This window comes from Pseudomonas wuhanensis, from assembly GCF_030687395.1.
In the GTDB taxonomy this organism is placed as follows: domain Bacteria; phylum Pseudomonadota; class Gammaproteobacteria; order Pseudomonadales; family Pseudomonadaceae; genus Aquipseudomonas; species Aquipseudomonas wuhanensis.
Genome location: NZ_CP117430.1, coordinates 185,829 through 206,029 on the forward strand (window position 1 = coordinate 185,829; position 20,201 = coordinate 206,029).

Genomic DNA, 20,201 nt, shown 5'->3' on the forward strand with positions numbered 1-20,201 from the left:
GGACGGAGAGAAACGTCGAGTCTGATTCATCGTAAAAAGATCACCGGTATATGGCTTTGATGATTTGTTCAATGTCGTGGATCAACAGGGAAGTGAATGGAAGTGGCCAGGTTTTTTAGTTGTGTGTGCGTACTTGTATCAATCATCGGTTTTGCATCACAACCGGTGTCAGCCAATGACCTACAAACCATCGATCAAATGCATCCACCGGTGGTGGCTTCGGTGGGTGAGCAGAAAATCACGGTATTTTTCTTGAAGAACACGCTCAAAGGTCAGACGACAGGCGCGTACGTTCCCAATGGTGAAGTTTTCTACGCAACGATGAGTGCTACGAAACCAGAACTCACTTATGTGGCGCCGGTCATTGGCGAACAGATAGTGTCGGTGTTCTTCTTCGAGCGTAAATTTCCTGAGCGAGCGGGGAAGTCCCTGTATGTGCTCACGAAAAACAAGGAGTCGGCCCGCTTCGAGGGCTACTCCTATTCGACGCTGGAGTTACCACTGATTAAGGGCGGGGATCAGTTGTCTTTGCGATTTTTTCGCGGTGATCCGCCAGATCCCGAATTGCAGGACTGTCGCGACGGGCGAGACCTGGAAGGGGGGGCAGATCTTGAGTGTGCTTACAAGGATGCGGCGAGTATTAAAAAGCGTCTGGCAGACTTGGATGCAAAGATTATTGCGGATTCAAAACTGGAACATGGCATCAGCCAGGAGCCGCGCAAAATCGGTGGTAACGCGGCCGATATTGCTTGTCCCTCGAACGAGTTTTCAGCGTTCCTCGCAGCTTTTTCCGAGCGCGCAGACGTGCAAAAAACGTTCGTTCAACAGCCGCTGCAACTTGTCACGACTGTGGCGGGAGATCCCGAGCCTGAGATGGAAAAGCGCAGTGTCAGCGGCGATCAGATCAAGTTTCCAATCATCCCGGATCGTGTGAAACGAGAGGCCGATGGTCTTACGTTGACCGTCAAGGACGAGCGGGGCAACAACGCCACGGCGATCCTGCAGAAGCCGGATACCGATTATGTCTTCGAGTATCAGTTTGTTCGTGGGCAATGTTGGCGGCTTGCAAAAGTCTCGGATTTTTCACTTTAGGCATGCGGTAAGCTCTACTGAGAGCACGACATCGTTTTCAAAAAAATGAGATCAGAGGGATCTGTGAAGAAGTTATTTTTAATGCTGTTGTTGGTATTGCCGCTGACGGCCCGTAGTGAGATCACAACACAGGTCTCGTGTTTCCGTTCGCTGGAAGGTAAAAACATCAATTTCGAATTCAGAACCTATTACGACTCGGTTACCCAATGGAGCGGCACTGGGGTTAGGTATAGCAAGTCGAAGAAGGCCATTTCTCTAGTCCATCGAAGCACCGAGCAAGAAATCCTGGCAGAGGATCGGCCCTATCAATTCACGACAACTTGGGTGGAAGTTTCCGAGGGGGCGCTGACGGGTGAGTATGAGATGGTCCGTCAGGGTGCTCGGATCTATGGGATGACCTATACGAATTACAAATCCGGTAAGAAATATTCGTTCGATCAAGATATCAGCATGGAGGCGTCACCAGAGACAGGCTGTCAGTGGTGAGTCGAGATTATCGAGAAAGGGGACTCAACGTCCCCTTTCTCTTTCTGTGGTCCCTTTATGCCTTAGCCCGATGCTCCGCCGGATTCGGCGAATCGATATGATCCAGCGCTCGCTCCACCAACAACTGCACCCCATCCGCCATTCTGCTGAGCGCCAGGGCGACTGAGCGGCGGGTGCCTTCGATGTCATCGGCCAGGTCGGCGGCGATGGCGCTGATGGACTTCAGGTCTTCGGAGGCGTTGGCCAGGAGGGCTTCGGTGTCGATGTCGGGGGAGACGGTGAAGAGTTTGCCTTTGCGCTTGGGTTTTTCGTTGGGTGGCGGGGCGAAATGGTGGTCGAGGGCGCGTTCGGCGGCTTCGTGGAGTTTTCTGGAATCGAAGGATTCGTAGGGGGATGTGGCTGGGTTTTCTGGGGGATTCGGTGTTGGCTTGATCATAGATGTTAACTTCCTGGAGTTAAGAGGCTGACACCGTTTCTCTTTGCACTTCGAAAGGGGTGGCAGCTGTGCGTTGGTGTGCAAGACCGGTCCAGGTGCCCGGCAGACCCGAAGGTCTCCGACGCACAGCCGCCATAACGATCCGCGAGCATAGGAAAACGCTCGATGAATTGCCACCAACGATTGTGCACCTGAATCGGACTTGCACGTCCGAGTCACCGATTTTGCGGTGACGAACAGAGGTTATCGGTGATGGCCAAAGTCGCCTAGTTCATGAACAGCCCGGCGTTTTGAAGGAAATGTCCGAGTGGTTTGAGGGCATTAAGATCAAAAGATCGCAGCCTTCGGCAGCTCCTACAGGAATGTGTTTCTTTAGGTGTAGGTCGGGTCCCTTAGAATGAAGTGCAAAGCGTGACTTGGTGGTCATCATGCGGGAAAAGCTGTTCATCTTCTTCTAACGTAACCCGACAGTGGCGTTCTGGCTTGAAGCGGCTACACTGCGCCGGCCGTTCATTTTTCTTTTGAGGCTGTGCGCATGAAATTTCGTTTTCTTCTGTGGATGCTGGGTTTGTTGATGGGTAAGGCCAGTCGGACTAATCCTGCGTTTCAGCAGCAGTTGGGTGACAAGGCGTTGGTGTTTCAGCTACAGACCCTGGACGGGAAGGTGGCGCGGCATTTCTTTGTGAAGGACCAGCGCATCACCAGCAAGTCAGGCGTGTATGCCGAGCCGGCGTTTGCGATTGCGTTTAAGGATGCGGCGTATGGCTTTGCCACGATGCAGGCAAAGAACAAGCAGTTGGCGTTTATGACGGGGATTCAGGACAAGTCGATTCAGATCAAGGGCAACCCGGCGCTGGTGATCTGGTTTCAGGGGTTGACCAAGTATTTGAAGCCTAGGAAGGCGAAGGTGGCAGCTAAGGTTTGAGGCTTTCGATCAAGTCTGTGGTGAGGGGGCTTGCTCCCGCTGGGCTGCGAAGCGGCCCTGAAATCTGAGACCTCGGTTGTTTCTGACACACCGCGTTGGCTGGGTTGCGACTGCTGCGCAGTCGAGCGGGAGCAAGCTCCCTCGCATAGGGGTTGGTGTATTTCAGATAGATCGGGGTGGATTCATCGCGGGCAAGCCCGCTCCCACAGGGATCGCCTAAATCCTGTGGGAGCGAGGCTTGCCCGCGATGCTTTTAGGCCTGGCTAAATTGCGAAGCCAGTTCACGCAGCAGCACTTCAGCCTCAAGCACTTTGCTGACAACGTCGTTGGCTTTGTCGCGAGTCAGGCCAACGCGCTCCAGCAAGGCATCCGGAATGTCTTCATCCGGACCCGAACCAATCCCGCGACTACGCAGCAAACGCACGGCCAAACATACGAGGTTCGGGTATTCGGCGTAATCACCGTCATAGCTCGGGTCGTGCTGGAAGCGCAACGCGGTGGCCAGTTCTTCGGGCATGTCCCAGTAGCGCATCAGCCATGAGCCGATCTGTTCGCGGCTGATGCCCAGCAGGTGTTGTTCCACGTAGCTGTGGCACAAGTGCGGGTTGACCTCCAGGTGGCGGCAGATCAGCGAGAAGTGCGGCGGGAAGACGTGGGCCAGTAGCAGGTAGCCGAAGTTGTGCAGCAGGCCGGCGAGGTAGGTCAGGCCGGCTTCCGGGCGCTGGGCGCGGGGCATGGCGCGGGTCAGGCCTTCGATGACAGCGGCGGTGTAGATCGATTGCTGCCAGTACGGCGTGGTGTGTTGCGGGTGGTCTTTGGGCAGGCTCAGGGTTTTGCCCAGGGCCAGGCCCAGCGCCAGGTTGATCACCAGGTCGAAACCGAGCACCCGGACGATGGCGTCTTCCACTGAACGAATCTTGCCCGGCGAGGCGTAGTACGGCGACGCTGCCCAGCTGACGACTTGTGCGGCCAGGGCCGGGTCGGTTTCGACGACGCCGGTGATGTCGTCGATGGTGGCGTTGGGGTCGACCCGCAGTTTGATGATTTTCTGCGCGGTTTCGGCCAGCGGCGGAATCTCGATGGTCTCTTCCAGACGTTGCTGGATGCGCCGCGCGGTGAACACCTGGACGGCCTGGGTGATTTCCTGGCGGTCATCGTCGGGGCGGTCGAGGTTCGGGCGGATGCTGTTCACGGCTTCGCCGAAATTGCCGGCGCTGGCCTTGGTGAGCATGGTTTTGAAATCTTCGCTGGTGATTTCCAGCAGCACGCCCGGCTCGCCCGAGTTGATCAGCAACTTCGGTTCGCGCAGCAGGCTTTCTTCGTACAGGCACGGTGAGCTGGTGAGCGCCGGCAGGCCGGGCAACAGGCTCAGGCTGTGTTTGCCGAGCATTTTTACCAGGCGTTCGGTGGATACAGCGGTCAACCGGCGGCCGGTGAGTTCGGCGAGGCGATTGAGGTCGAGCAGTTGGCTTTGCGGAAACAGCACCATGAGCGCGCCGACGGCATCATCCAGCAAAACCGCCTGCACTTTGCGTGCGGGGTTCAGGCCGTGATGGTCGAGGACTTCCTGGTAGGCGATGCCCAGCTTGCCGAGCAGCAGCCGAATAACAGACGGAGCGTGCGGGGTTTCGGGGGCGAGGGCAGCTTCTGTCATGGTCTGTATCCGTTTTCAAACAATTGCGGGAGTATAACCAGCTTGTTTAAGGCCAGGGTCCAGAAACTGCGACAGTGCTCACACTTGGCCGTATTGCTGCCCATGGCGCAGCCAGCGGTCGAGCAGCGGGCTGACGTGATCCGGCCAACGCTCGAGCAAGGCCTGGGCGGCGTCGCGCACGGCAGGCAGTAAATCGGCGTCGCGCATCAGGTCCGCGACCTTGAATTGCAGCAGGCCGGTCTGGCGTGTGCCGAGCATTTCGCCGGGGCCGCGCAGTTCGAGGTCTTTTTCGGCGATGACAAAACCGTCGTTGGTTTCGCGCATGATGCCCAGCCGCTGACGACCGATCTGCGACAGCGGTGGATGGTAAAGCAGCACGCAATGGCTGACGGCGCTGCCCCGGCCGACGCGGCCTCGCAGTTGGTGCAGTTGCGCGAGCCCGAGACGCTCGGGGTTTTCGATGATCATCAGGCTGGCGTTGGGCACGTCGACGCCGACTTCGATCACGGTGGTGGCGACCAGCAGTTGCAGGTTGCCGGCCTTGAATTCGCCCATCACTGCGGCTTTCTCGGCAGGCTTCATGCGGCCGTGGATCAGCCCGACCTTCAACTCGCCGAGGGCGGCGGTGAGGTCTTCATAAGTCGTTTCGGCGGCCTGACAGGTCAGCTCTTCAGATTCTTCGATCAGCGTGCACACCCAATAGGCCTGACGGCCTTCGGCGCAGGCGCCGCGCACCCGTTCGATCACTTCGACGCGCCGGGTGTCGGTGACCAGCACCGTGTTCACCGGGGTACGGCCAGGCGGCAGTTCGTCGAGGATTGAGGTGTCGAGGTCGGCGTAGGCGCTCATGGCCAGCGTCCGTGGAATCGGCGTGGCGGTCATGATCAGTTGGTGCGGACACATTCGCCCGCCGACGCCTTTCTGTCGCAATGCCAGACGCTGCTGCACGCCGAAGCGGTGTTGCTCGTCGATGATCGCCAGCGCCAGGTTCTTGAATTGCACCTCTTCCTGAAACAGCGCATGGGTGCCGACCACCATTGGCGTGCCGTTGGCGATTTGCTCCAGCGCGGCTATGCGATTTTTACCCTTGAGCTTGCCGGCCAGCCACGCCACTTCAATGCCTAGCGGTTCGAGCCAGCGCTTGAACGTGATGAAGTGCTGCTCGGCGAGGATTTCAGTGGGCGCCATCAGTGCGACTTGGTAACCGGCCTCCAGCGCTTGCAGCGCGGCGAGGGCAGCGACCACGGTTTTGCCCGCGCCCACGTCGCCCTGAATCAGCCGCAACATGGGCTCATGCTGACTGAGGTCGTAAGCGATTTCATTGCCGACCCGTTGCTGGGCGCCGGTCGGGGTGAAACCGAGGTTGGCCAAATACTGAGTGGGCAGCTTGGTGGCTTTGGGCATGGCCGGCGCGCGCAGGGCACGCATGCTCTCGCGCAGGCGCTGCTGGGACAGTTGATGGGTCAGCAGCTCTTCAAAGGCCAAGCGGTGCTGGGCCCAGTGATGACCGAGGGCGAGCTCGTCGACGTCGGCATCGGCGGGCGGGTGATGCAGGTAACGGATCGCATCGGCCAGCGGTGCCAGTTGATAGTCCCGGGCCAGTTCGGTCGGCAGCCAGTCGGGCAGGCTGCTGGGCCCGAGCAGGGTCAGGGTTTGCATGCACAGTTGGCGCAAACGCTGCTGGGTCAGGCCTTCGGTGAGCGGGTAGACCGGGGTCAGGGTTTCATCCACCGGCGGCGGCTCATCGCCGGTTATGGCGCGGTATTCCGGGTGGTAGATCTCCAGCCCCGACGCACCGGGCCGCGCTTCGCCGTAGCAGCGAATGCGCGTGCCACGCTTGAGGCCTTCTTTCTGGGCGTTGCTGAAATGGTAGAAGCGCAGACTGAGCCCGCCGGTGCCGTCCTGCAAACGGACAACCAGGCTGCGGCGCCGGCCCATGACCACGTCGGCACCGCTGACGGTGCCTTCGATCACGGCGTCTTGCCCGGGTCGCAAATGGCCGATCGGGACCACGCGAGTGCGGTCCTGATAACGCAGCGGCAAGTGGAACAGCACGTCCTGGAGATTTTCCAGGCCGACCTTGGCCAGCTTCTCGGCCATGGCTTCGCCGACACCCTTGAGTGCCGTCACCGACACTTGCGACAACTCGGTCATGGCAGCGACTTAACCGGCCACCACCGGCGCTGGCGGCTTGGCCACCGAGCACAGGCGAATGGAGTCGGCGAGAATTTCAATCGCCTTCGGCCGCGGGAAACTCGCGCGCCAGGCGATGGCCACGGTGCGGAACGGCACGGGCGCGCTCAGTGGGCGCACTTCAATCACGCCGGGAGCGTAGTGATGGCTGTCCACCGCCGACAGCGGCAGGATCGAAATACCCAGGCCGGACGCGACCATGTGGCGAATGGTTTCCAGCGAGCTGGATTCCACCGTGGTGTGTTTGGCGCCGTCGTTGCCTTTGGCCAGGGTCGGGCAGGCTTCCAGCACTTGATCGCGGAAGCAGTGGCCTTCGCCGAGCAGCAGCAGGCTCTTGTCGTTGAGCAGGGCGGCGTCGATGGATTCTTTTTGCGTCCACGGATGCTGAGCCGGCATCAGGACGTAGAACGGCTCGTCGTAGAGCTGCAAGGTCAGCACGTCGGCTTCGTTGAACGGCAGGGCGATGATGATTGCGTCGAGCTCGCCGTTGCGCAGTTTGTCGCGCAGCACGTGGGTGAAGTTTTCTTCGATGTACAACGGCATCTGCGGGGCGACCCGGTGCAGTTGTGGAATCAGGTGCGGGAACAGGTACGGGCCGACGGTGTAGATCGCGCCGACTTTGAGCGGGGCGGTCAGCTGGTTCTTGCCGGCCTGGGCCAGTTCGCGGATGCCTTGGGCCTGTTCCAGGACTTTCTGTGCCTGGGCGACAATGCCTTCACCGACCGGGGTCAGGCGCACGGCGCTCTTGCTGCGCTCGAAAATCAGCACACCGAGTTCGTCTTCAAGCTTTTTCACGCCTACCGACAGGGTCGGCTGGCTGACGTGGCAACGCTCGGCCGCGTGGCCGAAGTGCTGCTCTTGGGCGAGGGTAACGATGTAGCGTAATTCTGTGAGAGTCATAGCAAGCGTCCATGAAGTTGCGGGCCAAGCATACCGGCTGCAATCGATAGACGCACGTTATCAGACTGAGTGTGTCGAGTGACACTGGGCAATGCAGGTTTGCCGTTTCCAGATATGCAAAAAGGCACCTTTCGGTGCCTTTCATAGGTTTTGCAGTCGCCGAAGAACCTGTGGGAGCGGTGCCTTTAACGGCGGCGTTCCAGCGAGTAAACAAACGGTGCTACGATTTCGATGGAGCCGTTGTTCAGCATGTCGGCCGGTGGCTTGGGCAGCGGTTGGGCGCGGCGGATCATTTCCAGGGTGGCCCGGTCCAGATCGGCATTGCCGGAGCGGCCCACCAGTTCGAACGACAACACGTTACCTTCGGCATCCACCACAAAGCGCAGACGGTTCAAACCTTCCTTGCCGCGTTGCTGTGCGCTGGCCGGGTACTTTTTGTACTTGGCCAGGTGCGCGAGCAGTGTGCCTTGCCAGCTGGCCTTGGCCGCTTGTTGCGCGGGCGATGGGCCGGGTGCTGGTTGAGCGGATTTCTCCGTCGGTGCCTGAGTCGGTTGCGCGTCGCTCGGTTTTTCCTCGGAAGGTTTTTCCTTCGGCGGCTCCGGCTTTTTCTCCACAGGCTTGGGCGGTTGAGGCTTCGGCTTGGGTTTGACCGGCTTGGGCACGGCAATCTCGGCCTTCGGCGCTTCAGCGAGTTTCGGCAGCGGCAGTTCTTCCACCGGGGCCGGTGGCTGTGGCGGGGTGATCACCTTCGGCGGTGCGGGCGGTGGCGGGGCCGGAACCGGCGCCAGTTCGACCATCATCGCTTGCGGCGGCAGCTCGATCGGCGGGCGCGACGTCCAGTTCAGCGCCAGCGCAATGGCCAGCGCATGGACGCCCAGCACCACGGCCAGGCTCCCGCTGTAACGCGTCAGCTTTTGGCGCGTGTTGATCATTTCTTGGCTGCCGTCTCGAGTCCGACCAGGCCGACCTTCAGGTAACCGGCGGCGCGCAGGGCGTCCATCACGCCCATCAGGTCGCCGTAGTCCACGCCTTTATCGGCCTGGAAGAAGATCGTCGTGTCTTTCTTGCCCTTCGTCTTGGCGTCGAGTGTGGCGCCAAGGGTCTCGGCCTTCACTTCGTCTTCGCCGAGGAACAGGCGCTGGTCAGCTTTCACGCTGAGGAACACCGGTTTCTCTGGCCGCGGCGCCGGTTTGGCGGTGGAAGCAGGCAGGTCGACCTTGATGTCCACGGTGGCCAGCGGTGCCGCCACCATGAAGATGATCAACAGCACCAGCATCACGTCGATGAACGGCGTGACGTTGATTTCGTGGTTCTCGGCCAGATCGTCGTCTGCGCCTTCTTTCAAATGCAGGCCCATGGCCGATTACCCCACTTTCACCATGTGCGGTTGCGAGCTACTACGCTCGGCCGGCAGGTGGTCGAGATCGCGGCTGACCAGCAGCAGGACTTCTGCCGAGGCGTCGGACACTTGCGCCTTGTAACCGGCGATGGAGCGGGCGAAGACGTTGTAGATGACCACCGCAGGAATCGCTGCAACCAGGCCCAGCGCGGTTGCCAGCAGGGCTTCGGCGATGCCGGGCGCTACCACGGCGAGGTTGGTGGTCTGGGTTTTGGCGATGCCGATGAAGCTGTTCATGATGCCCCACACGGTGCCGAACAGACCGACGAACGGCGCGGTGGAACCGATGGTGGCGAGTACGCCGGTGCCGCTGCTCATGTTGCGACCGCATGCAGCGACCAGGCGCTCCAGGCGGAAGCTCACACGTTCCTTGATGCCTTCTTTCTCGCGGCTGTTGGCCGACAGGCGCATTTCTTCCAGCGCGTCGTGGACCAGCAGGTTGGCAAGGGTGCCTTCCTTGGCCGCTGTCGCGCTGGCTTCTTTAAGGGTGGCGGCTTTTTTCAGGTGAGCGATTTCAGTGCGCAGGCGACGCTTGGCGCCCATCAGCTCGAAGCCCTTGGCGATCCAGATGGTCCAGGTGATGATCGAGGCTATGGCCAGGCCGATCATCACGATCTTCACGATGATGTCGGCGTTCTGGTACATGCCCCACGGCGATAGATCATGGGCCATGCCCAGCGAGTTGTCGGCTTCGAGGACTTCCGGTACATCAGCGGCGTCTACGGCCTGGACTGGATCGGTCGCGGCAGGCGCTACGGCTGGTGCGGCGGGTGTTTGAGCGGCAGCAGGCTGTGTGGCCGGCGCTTGTGCATCAGCGAATGCGGCGGTCGGCGCCAGCATCAGGCTGAGCAGCAGGGCGGCCACTGCGCTCCAGGCGCGAGGTCGTTTGGTTGGCGAAGCGGGGAATTGATTGGGTGTCATGCTGGCCGGACCTGAGAGGAAAAGACTGTAAGTGTTCTTCCAGGCCTCGTGAGGCCGAGAACAAAAGTGGCCTGCATTATTGCAAGTAATTCTTGTTAACAAAAGTAATAGAGTATCTTTTTTTCCTTCATTGCTAGCTGCTCATCCATTTCGGGCGCTAGTCTGTACCTTTCTTGAGGGAGTTTTCTGATGTCCGCGCCTTCTGTTTTGATCGCCGGCTGCGGTGATGTCGGCAGTCGTCTGGCCACGCAATTGCTGGCCGGGCACTGGCAGGTTTATGGTCTGCGCCGCAATGTGTCGCGCTTGCCTACGGGTGTGCTGGGCGTTGCAGGTGACTTGTTCAGTGCGCAATGCCCGGCTGACTGGCCGACCGCGACACTGGATTATCTGGTGTACAGCGCCGCTGCCACCGACCACGACGAGGCGGGCTACCGTGCGGCTTATGTCGAGGGTTTGCAGCATGTGTTGGGGTGGCTGAAACAGCATGGCCAGCAGCCAAAGCGCATTCTGTTTGTCTCCAGTAGCAGTGTTTACGGCCAGCAGGACGGTGAGTGGGTCGATGAAACCTCGCCGACGGTGGCGGGCGGTTACTCAGGGCGTTTGATGCTGGAAGCCGAGCAAGTAGCGCGCGATAGTGGAATCCCGGCCAGCATCGTGCGTCTGACCGGCATTTATGGTCCGGGTCGAGAGTGGCTGCTGACTCAGGTTCGTCGCGGTTATCGCGTGGCGATCGATCCCCCGTTGTACGCCAATCGCATTCACGTCGATGACGCGGCGGGGTTGTTGGCGTTTCTGCTTGAGGCGGATCGGCGTGGAGTGGCGCTGGATGATGCCTATATAGGCGTCGATGATGCGCCCGCGCCAATGGCGGAGGTGGTGGGCTGGTTGCGTGAGTTCCTGGGCGTGACCGAATGGGCCGATGACGCCAGTGTGCGTCGTGCCGGCAGCAAGCGTTGCAGCAATGCTCGGGCGAAGGCGTTGGGCTGGATGCCGAAGTATTCGAGTTTCCGCGAGGGCTATGCCGCGATTCTTGAAGGTCGCTGCTGACTTCCAGTTACCCCTAAACAACTAATGTGGGAGCCTGCTCGCTCCCACATGGGTTTTGCGTTGGCCTTAGGGTCGGGTTACTGCTTCTTGAGCAACCATTTGCGCTCGCCGGGGGCAAACTGCGGCATCTCGTCCGCCAGGGCGGTGTTCACGGCCTGAAAGAGCTCCAGTTCCTTGCCTTTGCGGGCGAAGATCCAGGTATTGCCCTGGCCATTGAGTTGCAGCCAGATGTTGTCGTTGCCGATGCTCATCGATGCGCAATCGCCGGTCAGGCACAGGGCGTAACGGTCGGCGCCGGGCAGGCCGGACACTTGGCCGTCGGCCTGAAACTGCACAGTGCCACCTTCGCCTGGGCCGTTGATGATTTTCCAGCTGCCGCCCATGTAAGCCGAGTACAGCGCACGCTCAAAGCTGGCACCGATCGGTGCCCCGTCCGGGACCGGGATCTGGGCGCGGTCGAAAAGCTGTTCTGGTTCGTTTTCGCTGGCGACTTGGTGCAGTTGCTTGCCATCACGCTTCAGCTCGCTGGCGGAGCTGCCATAAAAGTCGACTTTCCAGGCGCCGGACTCTTCGCCCAGCAGCTTGCCTTCGACATTTTCAAAACCATTGGTATAGCGGGCCTGACCGGCTCTGGTGTTGACGTCCCATTCCAGGTTCGGGCCATAGGCCTGGAGCGCTTCACGCAGGGAACCGCCTTCGGATGCCGCATCGATCGCCGCCTGATTGATCCAGGTGCCGCTGATGTCACGGTCGGCAGGGTTGCTGGCACAACCGCCCAAGAGAAGGGCGACCAGCGAGAGAGCTAGCGCTTTGCGCATGGTGGAATCCTTTCAGAACGAAATCGGCGCAACCTCTGGGGCCGCGCCGGACGTATTACTCGATGACCAGAATGGCATCCATTTCAACCTGCGAACCCTTTGGCAGGGCTGCTACGCCGATGGCGGCGCGGGCTGGGTAAGGTTGGTCGAAGTATTTGCCCATGATCTCGTTGACCTTGGCGAAGTGGCTCAGGTCGGTGAGGAAGATGTTCAGTTTGACGATGTCCTTGAACGAACCACCGGCCGCTTCAGCCACGGCTTTGAGGTTCTCGAACACCTGGACGGTCTGGGCTTCGAAGCCTTCAACCAGTTCCATGGTTTTTGGGTCCAGAGGAATCTGACCCGACATGTAAACGGTGTTGCCAGCCTTGATCGCCTGGGAGTAAGTACCGATGGCGGCCGGGGCCTTGTCGCTGTTGATAACGGTCTTGGTCATGTATGACTCCTTGTGAAGGGTGGGCTACGCGCGCATGCGGGTGATGCGGATCACCCCGGTCAAGGCGCGCAGTTTCTTGATCACGCGGGCCAGATGCACACGGTCGTGCACACTGACCACCAGTTGGACCACGCTGATACGACCGTCGCGTTCGTCCATGCTGATTTTTTCGATATTGCCGTCGGCCGCGTTGACACTGCTGGCCAGCAGGGCGATCAGGCCGCGCTGGTGTTCCAGTTCGACGCGCAGCTCGACATTGAATTCACCGGTGACATCCTTGGCCCACGAGAGCTGGATGCATTTTTCCGGGTTGTGGCGGATTTCGCTGATGTTGCGGCAGTTGTCCAGGTGCACCACCATGCCTTTGCCCGCGGAGAGGTGACCGACAATCGGGTCGCCCGGGATCGGTGTGCAGCACTTGGCGTAACTGAGCACCAGGCCTTCGGTGCCACGAATCGCCAGCGGGCCTTCCGGGCTCGGCAGCTGTTCGCCTTCGCCGAGCAAGCGGCGGGCGACCACGTAAGCCATGCGATTGCCCAGGCCGATGTCTTCGAGCAGGTCTTCGATCAATTCGAGGCGGTACTCGTGGAGCATCAACTGCACGCGCTCGGCCGGGATTTTTTCCAGCGAGCTGTCGAAGCCGTTGAGCACCTTGTTCAGCAGGCGTTCGCCGAGGCTGATGGATTCGGAGCGGCGTTGCAGTTTCAATGCATGGCGGATGTGGGTCCGCGCCTTGCCGGTGACCACGAAGTTGAGCCAGGCCGGGTTCGGCCGCGCGCCCGGAGCGCTGACGATCTCGACCGTGGAGCCGCTTTGCAGCGGTTCGGACAGCGGCGCGAGACGACGGTTGATCCGGCAGGCAATGCAGCTGTTGCCCACGTCGGTGTGTACCGCGTAAGCGAAGTCGACCGCCGTGGAGCCTTTGGGCAGCTCCATGATCCGGCCTTTGGGTGTGAACACGTAGACCTCGTCCGGGAACAGGTCGATCTTCACGCTCTCGATGAATTCCAGCGAGTTGCCGGCCCGTTGCTGCATCTCCAGCACGCCTTTGACCCACTGGCGGGCGCGGGCGTGAGTGCCTTTGGGCTGCTCGTCGCCGCTGGATTTGTACAGCCAATGGGCGGCGATGCCGTTGTTGGCCATCTCTTCCATTTCACGGGTGCGGATCTGAATCTCGATCGGTACACCGTGCATGCCGAACAGCGTGGTGTGCAGCGACTGGTAGCCGTTGGCCTTGGGGATCGCGATGTAGTCCTTGAAACGCCCCGGCAACGGTTTGTACAAATTGTGTACAGCACCCAGCACGCGGTAGCAGGTATCGACCTTGTCGACGATGATCCGGAACGCGTACACGTCCATGATCTCGTTGAAGGCTCGACGCTTGCCGCGCATTTTTTTGTAGATGCCGTAGAGGTGTTTCTGACGACCGCTGACCTCGCCCTGGATGCCATCGATGGCGAGGCAGTGGCTGAGGGACTCTTCGATCTTGTTGACGATTTCCTTGCGGTTGCCCCGGGCGCGTTTGACCGCCTGGTTGATCCGCGCGGAACGCATCGGGTGCATGGCCTTGAAGCCGAGGTCTTCGAATTCTATGCGGATGGCGTGCATGCCCAGCCGGTTGGCGATGGGCGCATAGATTTCCAGGGTTTCCTTGGCGATCCGCCGGCGCTTTTCGCCGGATAGCACTTCCAGGGTGCGCATGTTATGCAGGCGGTCGGCCAGCTTGACCAGGATCACGCGAATATCGCGGGCCATGGCCATGGCCATTTTCTGGAAGTTTTCGGCCTGGGCTTCGGCTTTGGTCTCGAAGTTCATCTGGGTCAGTTTGCTGACCCCGTCGACCAGTTCGGCCACGGTTTCGCCGAACTGCGCTTGCAGCGCTTCCTTGGCAATACCGGTGTCTTCGATCACGTCATGCAGCATGGCCGCCATCAGGCTCTGATGGTCCATATGCATGTCGGCAAGAATATTTGCAACCGCGAGTGGGTGCGTGACGTACGCCTCACCGCTGCGGCGGCGTTGGCCGTCGTGGGCTTGTTCGGCGTAGAAGTACGCTCGGCGGACCAGATTGACCTGGTCCTTGCCGAGGTAGGTCGATAAGCGATCGGCGAGGGCGTCTATGCTCGGCATGATAATTCCTGCCGTTCGTTGTGACCCCGCGCCGTGCTACGTCGACCAGGCATGGACTTATACTGCCTCGTTGGACTCGTCCTCGAACGCTGCGAACAGCGGTTCGTCTTCGACGATTTCAGCGTTGGCGATGAACTCGTAGCTCATCAGGCCTTCAGCGATTTCACGCAGCGCTACAACAGTAGGCTTGTCGTTTTCCCACTGAACCAGGGGCTCTTTGCCGCCGGTGGCCAGTTGACGGGCACGCTTGGTAGAGAGCATGACCAGCTCAAAGCGGTTTTCCACGTGTTCTAGGCAGTCTTCAACGGTTACGCGGGCCATGGTATTCCTCGGAGCGAATGCAATATGCGCGCTGCCCGGTTGGGCGAGCGGACTCAACAGTTTAAAAAATCACCAGCGATTAGGGAAGCGCTGATTTTTTGACCAGGCTCTTCAATGCGCTATAAGTGCCAATGTAAAGCCCTTGCAGCGGTTTTGGGAAGCGCTGTTTAGCCGAGCAATTCAGCCAGCAACATGCCGAAACGCACCTGTTGGCGCTTCTGTTGCAATTGATTGGCACGGAAAATCGCCTTCAGGTCATCCAGCGCGTGGGAGAAATCGTCATTGATGATCAGGTAGTCGTACTCGACATAGTGGCTCATTTCGTTGACGGCTTCACGCATCCGGCCGGCAATGATCTCGTCGCTGTCCTGGCCACGGTTGGTCAGGCGCTGGTGCAAGGCTTGCAGCGATGGCGGCAGAATGAAGATCGAACGCGCCTGGGGCATGAGCTTGCGCACTTGCTCGGCGCCTTGCCAATCGATTTCCAGAATCAGGTCGTGACCTTCGTCCAGCGTCTGCTGCAGATGGCTTTGCGAGGTGCCGTAGAAGTTGCCGAATACTTCGGCTCGCTCCAGGAAATCGCCGTGCTCGCCCATTTTCACGAAGGCTTCGCGGGTCACGAAGTGATAGTTCACGCCGTCCACTTCACCCGGACGCATGGCGCGGGTGGTGTGGGAAATCGATACGCGAATCTCCGGGTTGGTATCGGTCAGGGCCTTGACCAGGCTGCTCTTGCCCGCGCCCGAAGGTGCGGAAATGATGTACAGGGTGCCGGTGCTGTGGGTCATGTCGGGTTTGCCTTACTCAATATTCTGCACTTGTTCGCGCATCTGCTCGATCAACACTTTGAGGTTGACCGCCGCTTGAGTGCTGCGCGGGTCGAAGGCTTTGGAGCCCAGTGTGTTGGCTTCGCGGTTGAGTTCCTGCATCAGGAAGTCCAGGCGCCGACCGGCAGCGCCGCCGGATTTGAGTACCCGGCGAACTTCGATGATGTGAGTGCTCAGGCGATCCAGTTCTTCGGCGACGTCGCTCTTTTGCGCGAGCATGACCATTTCCTGCTCCAGTCGCTGCGGGTCGAGGTCGGCCTTCATGTCGGTGAAGCGGTCGAGGACTTTTTGGCGTTGGGTGGCGAGCATCTGCGGGACCAGTTCGCGCAGGATCACCACATCTCCTTCAATAGAGGTCAGGCGCTCGTTGATCAATCGCGCCAGCTCAGTGCCTTCGCGCTCACGCCCGGCCTTGAGTTCTTTCAGGCCCTGATGGAACAGCGCCAGGGCTTCGGCATTCAGCGCTTGCGGGTCGGCGGCATCGGCCACCAACACGCCGGGCCAGGCCAGGACCTCCAGCGGGTTCAGCGCGGCCGGGTTCTTGATCAGGCCGGCGACCGTCTCGGCGGCCGCGACCAGTTGCGCGGCGCGCTCGCGGTCCACTTGCAGCGGTTTGCCGGTGCTTTCTTCGGTAAAGCGCAGGGTGCATTCGAGCTTGCCCCGGGACAGTTCCTGGCGCAGGGCTTCGCGGACCGCGCCTTCGAGGTCGCGGAAAGATTCCGGCAGACGCAGGTGGGGTTCCAGGTAGCGGCTGTTGACCGAGCGCAGTTCCCAGCTCAGGGTGCCCTGGACGCCGGCTTTTTCGACGCGGGCGAAGGCGGTCATGCTGTGCACCATGGAGGTACCTCGCAATGCAGGTCGGCGCGTAACCCATGGTTCGCGGACCCGCTATCTGTGAATTAAAGCCGACAGGCAGCAAAGGCGCAGGATTGTAGCGCAGTGGGGCGGATGCGCCCAAACACACGCTGTGACAAAGAGCTGCAGGCCGTCGGCTAAGCTCTATTCAGGGGCTTCAATCGTCGGGCGATTTTTTTAGAAGTGCCCACTGGCGGCCCACGGCTCTATAATGCTCGGCAGTTTTCCGTCCCCCGTACAGGTAATCCCTATGAAACGTCCAAGTGGTCGCGCTGCCGATCAGCTCCGCTCGATCCGCATTACCCGCAACTACACCAAACACGCCGAGGGTTCTGTGCTGGTCGAGTTCGGTGATACCAAAGTCATCTGCACCGTCAGTGTCGAGAATGGTGTGCCGCGTTTCCTCAAAGGTCAGGGCCAAGGCTGGTTGACCGCTGAATACGGCATGCTGCCGCGCGCCACTGGCGAGCGTAACCAGCGTGAAGCGAGCCGCGGCAAGCAAGGCGGCCGTACTCTGGAAATCCAGCGTTTGATCGGTCGTTCCCTGCGCGCTGCGCTGGACATGACCAAGCTGGGCGACGTCACCCTGTACGTCGACTGCGACGTGATCCAGGCTGACGGCGGCACCCGCACCGCGTCCATCACCGGTGCCATGGTTGCACTGATCGACGCCTTGAAAGTGATCAAGAAGCGCGGCGGCCTGAAAGGTGGCGACCCGCTCAAGCAAATGATCGCTGCCGTTTCGGTGGGCATGTACCAAGGCGAGCCCGTGCTTGACCTCGACTACCTGGAAGATTCGGCTGCCGAGACTGACCTCAACGTGGTGATGACCAGCACCGGCGGCTTCATCGAAGTTCAGGGCACTGCCGAAGGCGCGCCGTTCCAGCCGGAAGAGCTGAACGCGATGCTGGCGCTGGCGAAGAAAGGCATGAACGAGATTTTCGAACTGCAGAAGGCTGCACTGGCCGACTGATCGGATCTGCTCCACGCAAGGAGGACGTAATGAGTGACGAGCAACTGCCGCTACCCACACCGAGTCGAGAGGTTCGTCAGTGGGCGATGTTTTGTCACCTGTCCGCCTTGCTGGGGATCTGGCTGCCGTTCGGTACGCTGATCGGGCCGCTGATTCTCTGGCAGATGAAGCGCGAGTCAGACCCGTTCATCGATGCGCAAGGCAAGGAGGCGTTGAACTTTCAGATCACCGTCGCCATTGCTTCGGCCATCTGCTTTTTGCTGATGGTGGTGATCATCGGGTTTTTCCTGTTTGGTCTGGTCGCGATCGGTGCGCTGGTGTTGACGATCATCGCCGGCGTGAAAGCCAATGAAGGGTTCCCTTACCGGTATCCGTTCACCTGGCGGCTGATCAAATAATAGCCAGCAAAGATTTCCTGTGGGAGCGGGCTTGCCCGCGATAGCGATCTGGCAGGCAACACATCTGTTGACTGTGACGGCCTCATCGCGGCATAGGTATCTACACATCTCTAAAGTCTTCGGCTGGCCACCCAGCCGATGGCCTCTTTAGCAAAACCCGCCAGTTCCTGGGGCGTGTATTGTTCCAATGTCTCGCACATGGCCAAAAGCATGTATAAACCGGCCAGCAGCGCGGAAGCCGTCACCGGCTGCGAGCGCTTCATCTGTCGACCAGACAGACGGACCAAAAAATCCCGTGTTTGCTCAGCAAACTCCCCCTTAGCCCGCATCAGACGCCAACTGACAGCACATGCCTGACTGGCGATCAACAGCCGTTTGAACACCGCTTCACCGCTCTCTTGCTGCCAGTTTTCCAGCTGATGCCCACCCCCTTTAAGCAGTTTGAAGTAGGACTCGATACGCCAGCGCCAGTAATACCAGAGCGCCAATCGTTCATCTGCGACCTCTTGCTCAAGGTTGCTCAGCAAATACCATTCGGCCAGCAGGTGACCATCGGCTCCCAGTATTCGGCTCACGACGAGCCGGGCCGGCAACGGCTCACCAGACTTGCGCAGCGTCTTGCGGTCGGCCCTGTCTTTGGTGAAAGGCTGGGCTTGGCGAGTCAGCACGACGGCGGTTTCTCCCACCCATTGAATGGCCGGTTTTCCTTTGTAGTCCACCTTGCGAGTTTTGCGGTAGGTCATCTCGCGAGCAATTTGACTCAGGGCCCTCGATTGACCTGCATGACTGGCCGTGGAACCGGCCTTGACTCGCACCAGCCATTGCCGACCCTCGGCCTGCCATTGCCTCAGGTGAGCGACCGAATCAGCCTCTCGATCCACGATATGGACAAGCGGCTTGGCAAAATTCTGCTGTTCCAGCCAAGTGATACGTTGTGTCAGTTCATGCAGATGCTTCTCAGGGACCAGCACTTCTTCGGCTCGCGTGCTGAGCACGCCGTCCCTGGTCGCCAGATTTTGAGCGGGAGTACAGATCGGTGCACCGTCACGGTCGGTGACTAGCAGGCTGCTTTGCAGTTCGTACCCGATATCGCCTCGGTGGGTCATTTGCAGGCGATCAGCCTTGCTGTGGTGGTGCATGTAATTGAGCCGAGACCAATCGTGCATGACCAGCGCGTAATCATCACAGTCATCCCGACAACCCTCGTGGGCTAACGCCAGCAGCGGTTTAACCAGGTCAACGGGCCGAACCCGGTCATTGCTCAAAAATCGCCAAAGGGCTTGCGTCTGTGCAAAAGCCTTGTCGCTTCGCGGCAAGGCTTTCATCCCGGCGGCCAGCGCCGGTAGTCCATTACTGTGTCCCATGACCAACTCGTCGTATCGTTTTGTCAGTCGGGCATCTAGCCCGGTCATTTGATATCCATGCCGTCCCTTTATAGACCAGGATCGGGAGATGTGTAGATACCTATGCTCATCGCGGGCAAGCCCGCTCCCACAGAAAGTAAATCATCACCCACAAAAAAGCCGACAGTGATGTCGGCTTTTTTGCATCTGCGAAAACACGCTTAGATCGTCAGCGTCCAGTCGTAGTCCACGATCAGCGGCGCATGCTGCGAGAATCGTGGCTGACGCGGCAGGCGTGCGCTGCGTACGAAGCGGCGCAGGCCTGGGGTCAGCAACTGGTAGTCGAAACGCCAGCCCAGGTTGAGCATTTCGGCCTGTTCGTTGTCCGGCCACCAGCTGTACTGGTCGCCTTCACGGCTGACTTCGCGCAGGGCATCGACATAACCCATGTTGCCGACAATCTCGTCCATCCAGGCACGTTCAGGCGCCAGGAAGCCCGGGGATTGCTGGCTGTCGCGCCAGTTCTTGATATCCAGCTTCTGTTGCGCCACGTACAGCGAGCCACAATAAATGTACTCGCGACGTTTGCGCCGCTGTTTATCCAGATAACGGCCGAAATCGTCCATTAGCTTGAACTTCTGGTTCAAGTCTTCATCGCCGTTCTGCCCCGAAGGGAGCAGCAAGGTCGCGATGCTGACCTTGTCGAAATCGGCTTGCAGGTAACGCCCGTAGCGGTCGGCCGTCTCGAAGCCGAGACCGCTGATGACTGCCTTCGGTTGCAACCGCGAGTACAAAGCCACGCCACCTTGGGCGGGAACTTCAGCTTCGCAGGCATAAAGGAAGTAGCCATCCAGTTGGAAGGCTGGATCGTCCAGTTCAAAGGCGGAGGCGCGGGTGTCCTGCAGGCAGATGACGTCGGCATTCTGTGCTTGCAGCCAACTGAGCAAACCACGCTCGACTGCAGCCTGAATCCCATTGACGTTCACACTGATGATCCGCATAAGTGGCCCCAAAAATCGCGTGCGGGTATGATACACGGCGTCTACC

The 20,201-nt window shown here is 59.7% G+C and carries 21 protein-coding genes; 6 read left to right on the plus strand and 15 right to left on the minus strand.

Features of this window, described 5'->3' with window-relative positions:
- The first annotated feature begins 96 nt into the window (after positions 1–96).
- Entirely contained in the window at positions 97–1,092 is a 996-nt protein-coding gene (locus tag PSH88_RS00815; RefSeq protein ID WP_305424511.1) for a hypothetical protein, read from the plus strand.
- A gap of 81 nt (positions 1,093–1,173) precedes the next feature.
- Positions 1,174–1,578, plus strand: coding sequence for a hypothetical protein (locus PSH88_RS00820; protein ID WP_018927471.1), 405 nt, complete (start codon positions 1,174–1,176; stop codon positions 1,576–1,578).
- Positions 1,579–1,633: 55 nt separating this feature from the next.
- On the opposite strand, the gene PSH88_RS00825 is transcribed toward PSH88_RS00820, so the two are convergent.
- The gene (locus tag PSH88_RS00825) at positions 1,634–2,014 is read right to left on the minus strand and encodes a DUF6124 family protein (RefSeq protein ID WP_305424512.1); all 381 of its coding nucleotides are present in this window, start codon (positions 2,012–2,014) and stop codon (positions 1,634–1,636) included.
- A 535-nt stretch (positions 2,015–2,549) separates the two neighbouring features.
- On the opposite strand from PSH88_RS00825, the gene PSH88_RS00830 reads away from it, so the two are divergent.
- Entirely contained in the window at positions 2,550–2,939 is a 390-nt protein-coding gene (locus tag PSH88_RS00830; protein WP_305424514.1) for a helicase, read from the plus strand.
- A 253-nt stretch (positions 2,940–3,192) separates the two neighbouring features.
- Here PSH88_RS00830 and PSH88_RS00835 read toward each other — a convergent pair whose 3' ends face one another.
- The 6 genes from PSH88_RS00835 to exbB form a co-directional block, all read right to left on the minus strand.
- Positions 3,193–4,593 carry an aminoacyl-tRNA deacylase and HDOD domain-containing protein gene (locus PSH88_RS00835; RefSeq protein WP_305424515.1) on the minus strand — a complete coding sequence of 467 codons (1,401 nt, stop codon included), beginning with the start codon at positions 4,591–4,593 and terminating at the stop codon, positions 3,193–3,195.
- Between the two features lie 78 nt (positions 4,594–4,671).
- Positions 4,672–6,747: an ATP-dependent DNA helicase RecG gene (gene recG / locus PSH88_RS00840; protein ID WP_305424516.1), complete on the minus strand. Its 2,076-nt coding sequence runs from the start codon at positions 6,745–6,747 to the stop codon at positions 4,672–4,674.
- A gap of 9 nt (positions 6,748–6,756) precedes the next feature.
- A complete protein-coding gene (locus tag PSH88_RS00845; RefSeq protein WP_008007618.1) occupies positions 6,757–7,686 on the minus strand; it encodes a hydrogen peroxide-inducible genes activator in 930 nt (309 codons plus the stop codon).
- 185 nt (positions 7,687–7,871) lie between these two features.
- The gene (locus PSH88_RS00850) at positions 7,872–8,618 is read right to left on the minus strand and encodes an energy transducer TonB family protein (protein WP_008007617.1); all 747 of its coding nucleotides are present in this window, start codon (positions 8,616–8,618) and stop codon (positions 7,872–7,874) included.
- Complete coding sequence (exbD, locus tag PSH88_RS00855) at positions 8,615–9,043, minus strand: TonB system transport protein ExbD (protein ID WP_305424517.1); 429 nt, start codon at positions 9,041–9,043, stop codon at positions 8,615–8,617. Before exbD ends, PSH88_RS00850 begins: the two co-directional genes overlap by 4 nt.
- Before the next feature lie 6 nt (positions 9,044–9,049).
- Entirely contained in the window at positions 9,050–10,006 is a 957-nt protein-coding gene (gene exbB / locus PSH88_RS00860) for a tonB-system energizer ExbB (RefSeq protein WP_305483450.1), read from the minus strand.
- A gap of 189 nt (positions 10,007–10,195) precedes the next feature.
- Between exbB and PSH88_RS00865 the strand changes: the two genes are divergently transcribed.
- Complete coding sequence (locus PSH88_RS00865) at positions 10,196–11,053, plus strand: SDR family oxidoreductase (protein WP_305424518.1); 858 nt, start codon at positions 10,196–10,198, stop codon at positions 11,051–11,053.
- A gap of 77 nt (positions 11,054–11,130) precedes the next feature.
- Here the strand turns inward: PSH88_RS00865 and PSH88_RS00870 are convergent, their stop codons facing one another.
- The 6 genes from PSH88_RS00870 to PSH88_RS00895 form a co-directional block, all read right to left on the minus strand.
- Entirely contained in the window at positions 11,131–11,871 is a 741-nt protein-coding gene (locus PSH88_RS00870) for a hypothetical protein (protein WP_305424519.1), read from the minus strand.
- Positions 11,872–11,926: 55 nt separating this feature from the next.
- Positions 11,927–12,307: a RidA family protein gene (locus PSH88_RS00875; protein WP_003177257.1), complete on the minus strand. Its 381-nt coding sequence runs from the start codon at positions 12,305–12,307 to the stop codon at positions 11,927–11,929.
- Between the two features lie 24 nt (positions 12,308–12,331).
- The gene (gene spoT, locus PSH88_RS00880) at positions 12,332–14,437 is read right to left on the minus strand and encodes a bifunctional GTP diphosphokinase/guanosine-3',5'-bis pyrophosphate 3'-pyrophosphohydrolase (RefSeq protein WP_007894658.1); all 2,106 of its coding nucleotides are present in this window, start codon (positions 14,435–14,437) and stop codon (positions 12,332–12,334) included.
- A gap of 57 nt (positions 14,438–14,494) precedes the next feature.
- On the minus strand, positions 14,495–14,758 hold the full coding sequence (gene rpoZ / locus PSH88_RS00885; protein ID WP_003177259.1) for a DNA-directed RNA polymerase subunit omega: 264 nt from the start codon (positions 14,756–14,758) through the stop codon (positions 14,495–14,497).
- 167 nt (positions 14,759–14,925) lie between these two features.
- Positions 14,926–15,546 (minus strand): guanylate kinase, encoded by a 621-nt coding sequence (gene gmk, locus PSH88_RS00890; RefSeq protein WP_090177994.1) that lies wholly within the window; start codon positions 15,544–15,546, stop codon positions 14,926–14,928.
- 12 nt (positions 15,547–15,558) lie between these two features.
- Positions 15,559–16,422 (minus strand): YicC/YloC family endoribonuclease, encoded by an 864-nt coding sequence (locus PSH88_RS00895; protein ID WP_030132448.1) that lies wholly within the window; start codon positions 16,420–16,422, stop codon positions 15,559–15,561.
- A gap of 268 nt (positions 16,423–16,690) precedes the next feature.
- On the opposite strand from PSH88_RS00895, the gene rph reads away from it, so the two are divergent.
- Complete coding sequence (gene rph / locus PSH88_RS00900; protein ID WP_123720220.1) at positions 16,691–17,413, plus strand: ribonuclease PH; 723 nt, start codon at positions 16,691–16,693, stop codon at positions 17,411–17,413.
- Positions 17,414–17,442: 29 nt separating this feature from the next.
- Positions 17,443–17,811, plus strand: a complete 369-nt coding sequence (locus tag PSH88_RS00905) for a DUF4870 domain-containing protein (protein WP_030132446.1) — start codon at positions 17,443–17,445, stop codon at positions 17,809–17,811.
- Positions 17,812–17,921: 110 nt separating this feature from the next.
- On the opposite strand, the gene PSH88_RS00910 is transcribed toward PSH88_RS00905, so the two are convergent.
- On the minus strand, positions 17,922–19,223 hold the full coding sequence (locus PSH88_RS00910; RefSeq protein WP_305483451.1) for a transposase: 1,302 nt from the start codon (positions 19,221–19,223) through the stop codon (positions 17,922–17,924).
- 152 nt (positions 19,224–19,375) lie between these two features.
- Positions 19,376–20,155, minus strand: coding sequence for a catabolite repression control protein Crc (gene crc / locus PSH88_RS00915; protein ID WP_305424524.1), 780 nt, complete (start codon positions 20,153–20,155; stop codon positions 19,376–19,378).
- Positions 20,156–20,201 lie beyond the last annotated feature (46 nt).

Bases quoted from the DNA above. Each gene is read 5' to 3' on its own strand.
- exbD (WP_305424517.1), bottom strand. From the start codon at position 9,043: ATGGGCCTGCATTTGAAAGAAGGCGCAGACGACGATCTGGCCGAGAAC.
- rpoZ (WP_003177259.1), bottom strand. From the start codon at position 14,758: ATGGCCCGCGTAACCGTTGAAGACTGCCTAGAACACGTGGAAAACCGC.
- rph (WP_123720220.1), top strand. From the start codon at position 16,691: ATGAAACGTCCAAGTGGTCGCGCTGCCGATCAGCTCCGCTCGATCCGC.
- PSH88_RS00870 (WP_305424519.1), bottom strand. From the start codon at position 11,871: ATGCGCAAAGCGCTAGCTCTCTCGCTGGTCGCCCTTCTCTTGGGCGGT.
- PSH88_RS00835 (WP_305424515.1), bottom strand. From the start codon at position 4,593: ATGACAGAAGCTGCCCTCGCCCCCGAAACCCCGCACGCTCCGTCTGTT.
- gmk (WP_090177994.1), bottom strand. From the start codon at position 15,546: ATGACCCACAGCACCGGCACCCTGTACATCATTTCCGCACCTTCGGGC.
- PSH88_RS00845 (WP_008007618.1), bottom strand. From the start codon at position 7,686: ATGACTCTCACAGAATTACGCTACATCGTTACCCTCGCCCAAGAGCAG.
- PSH88_RS00815 (WP_305424511.1), top strand. From the start codon at position 97: ATGGAAGTGGCCAGGTTTTTTAGTTGTGTGTGCGTACTTGTATCAATC.
- PSH88_RS00825 (WP_305424512.1), bottom strand. From the start codon at position 2,014: ATGATCAAGCCAACACCGAATCCCCCAGAAAACCCAGCCACATCCCCC.
- PSH88_RS00865 (WP_305424518.1), top strand. From the start codon at position 10,196: ATGTCCGCGCCTTCTGTTTTGATCGCCGGCTGCGGTGATGTCGGCAGT.
- PSH88_RS00910 (WP_305483451.1), bottom strand. From the start codon at position 19,223: ATGACCGGGCTAGATGCCCGACTGACAAAACGATACGACGAGTTGGTC.
- spoT (WP_007894658.1), bottom strand. From the start codon at position 14,437: ATGCCGAGCATAGACGCCCTCGCCGATCGCTTATCGACCTACCTCGGC.
- PSH88_RS00895 (WP_030132448.1), bottom strand. From the start codon at position 16,422: ATGGTGCACAGCATGACCGCCTTCGCCCGCGTCGAAAAAGCCGGCGTC.
- PSH88_RS00850 (WP_008007617.1), bottom strand. From the start codon at position 8,618: ATGATCAACACGCGCCAAAAGCTGACGCGTTACAGCGGGAGCCTGGCC.
- PSH88_RS00875 (WP_003177257.1), bottom strand. From the start codon at position 12,307: ATGACCAAGACCGTTATCAACAGCGACAAGGCCCCGGCCGCCATCGGT.
- crc (WP_305424524.1), bottom strand. From the start codon at position 20,155: ATGCGGATCATCAGTGTGAACGTCAATGGGATTCAGGCTGCAGTCGAG.
- PSH88_RS00820 (WP_018927471.1), top strand. From the start codon at position 1,174: ATGCTGTTGTTGGTATTGCCGCTGACGGCCCGTAGTGAGATCACAACA.
- PSH88_RS00905 (WP_030132446.1), top strand. From the start codon at position 17,443: ATGAGTGACGAGCAACTGCCGCTACCCACACCGAGTCGAGAGGTTCGT.
- recG (WP_305424516.1), bottom strand. From the start codon at position 6,747: ATGACCGAGTTGTCGCAAGTGTCGGTGACGGCACTCAAGGGTGTCGGC.
- PSH88_RS00830 (WP_305424514.1), top strand. From the start codon at position 2,550: ATGAAATTTCGTTTTCTTCTGTGGATGCTGGGTTTGTTGATGGGTAAG.
- exbB (WP_305483450.1), bottom strand. From the start codon at position 10,006: ATGACACCCAATCAATTCCCCGCTTCGCCAACCAAACGACCTCGCGCC.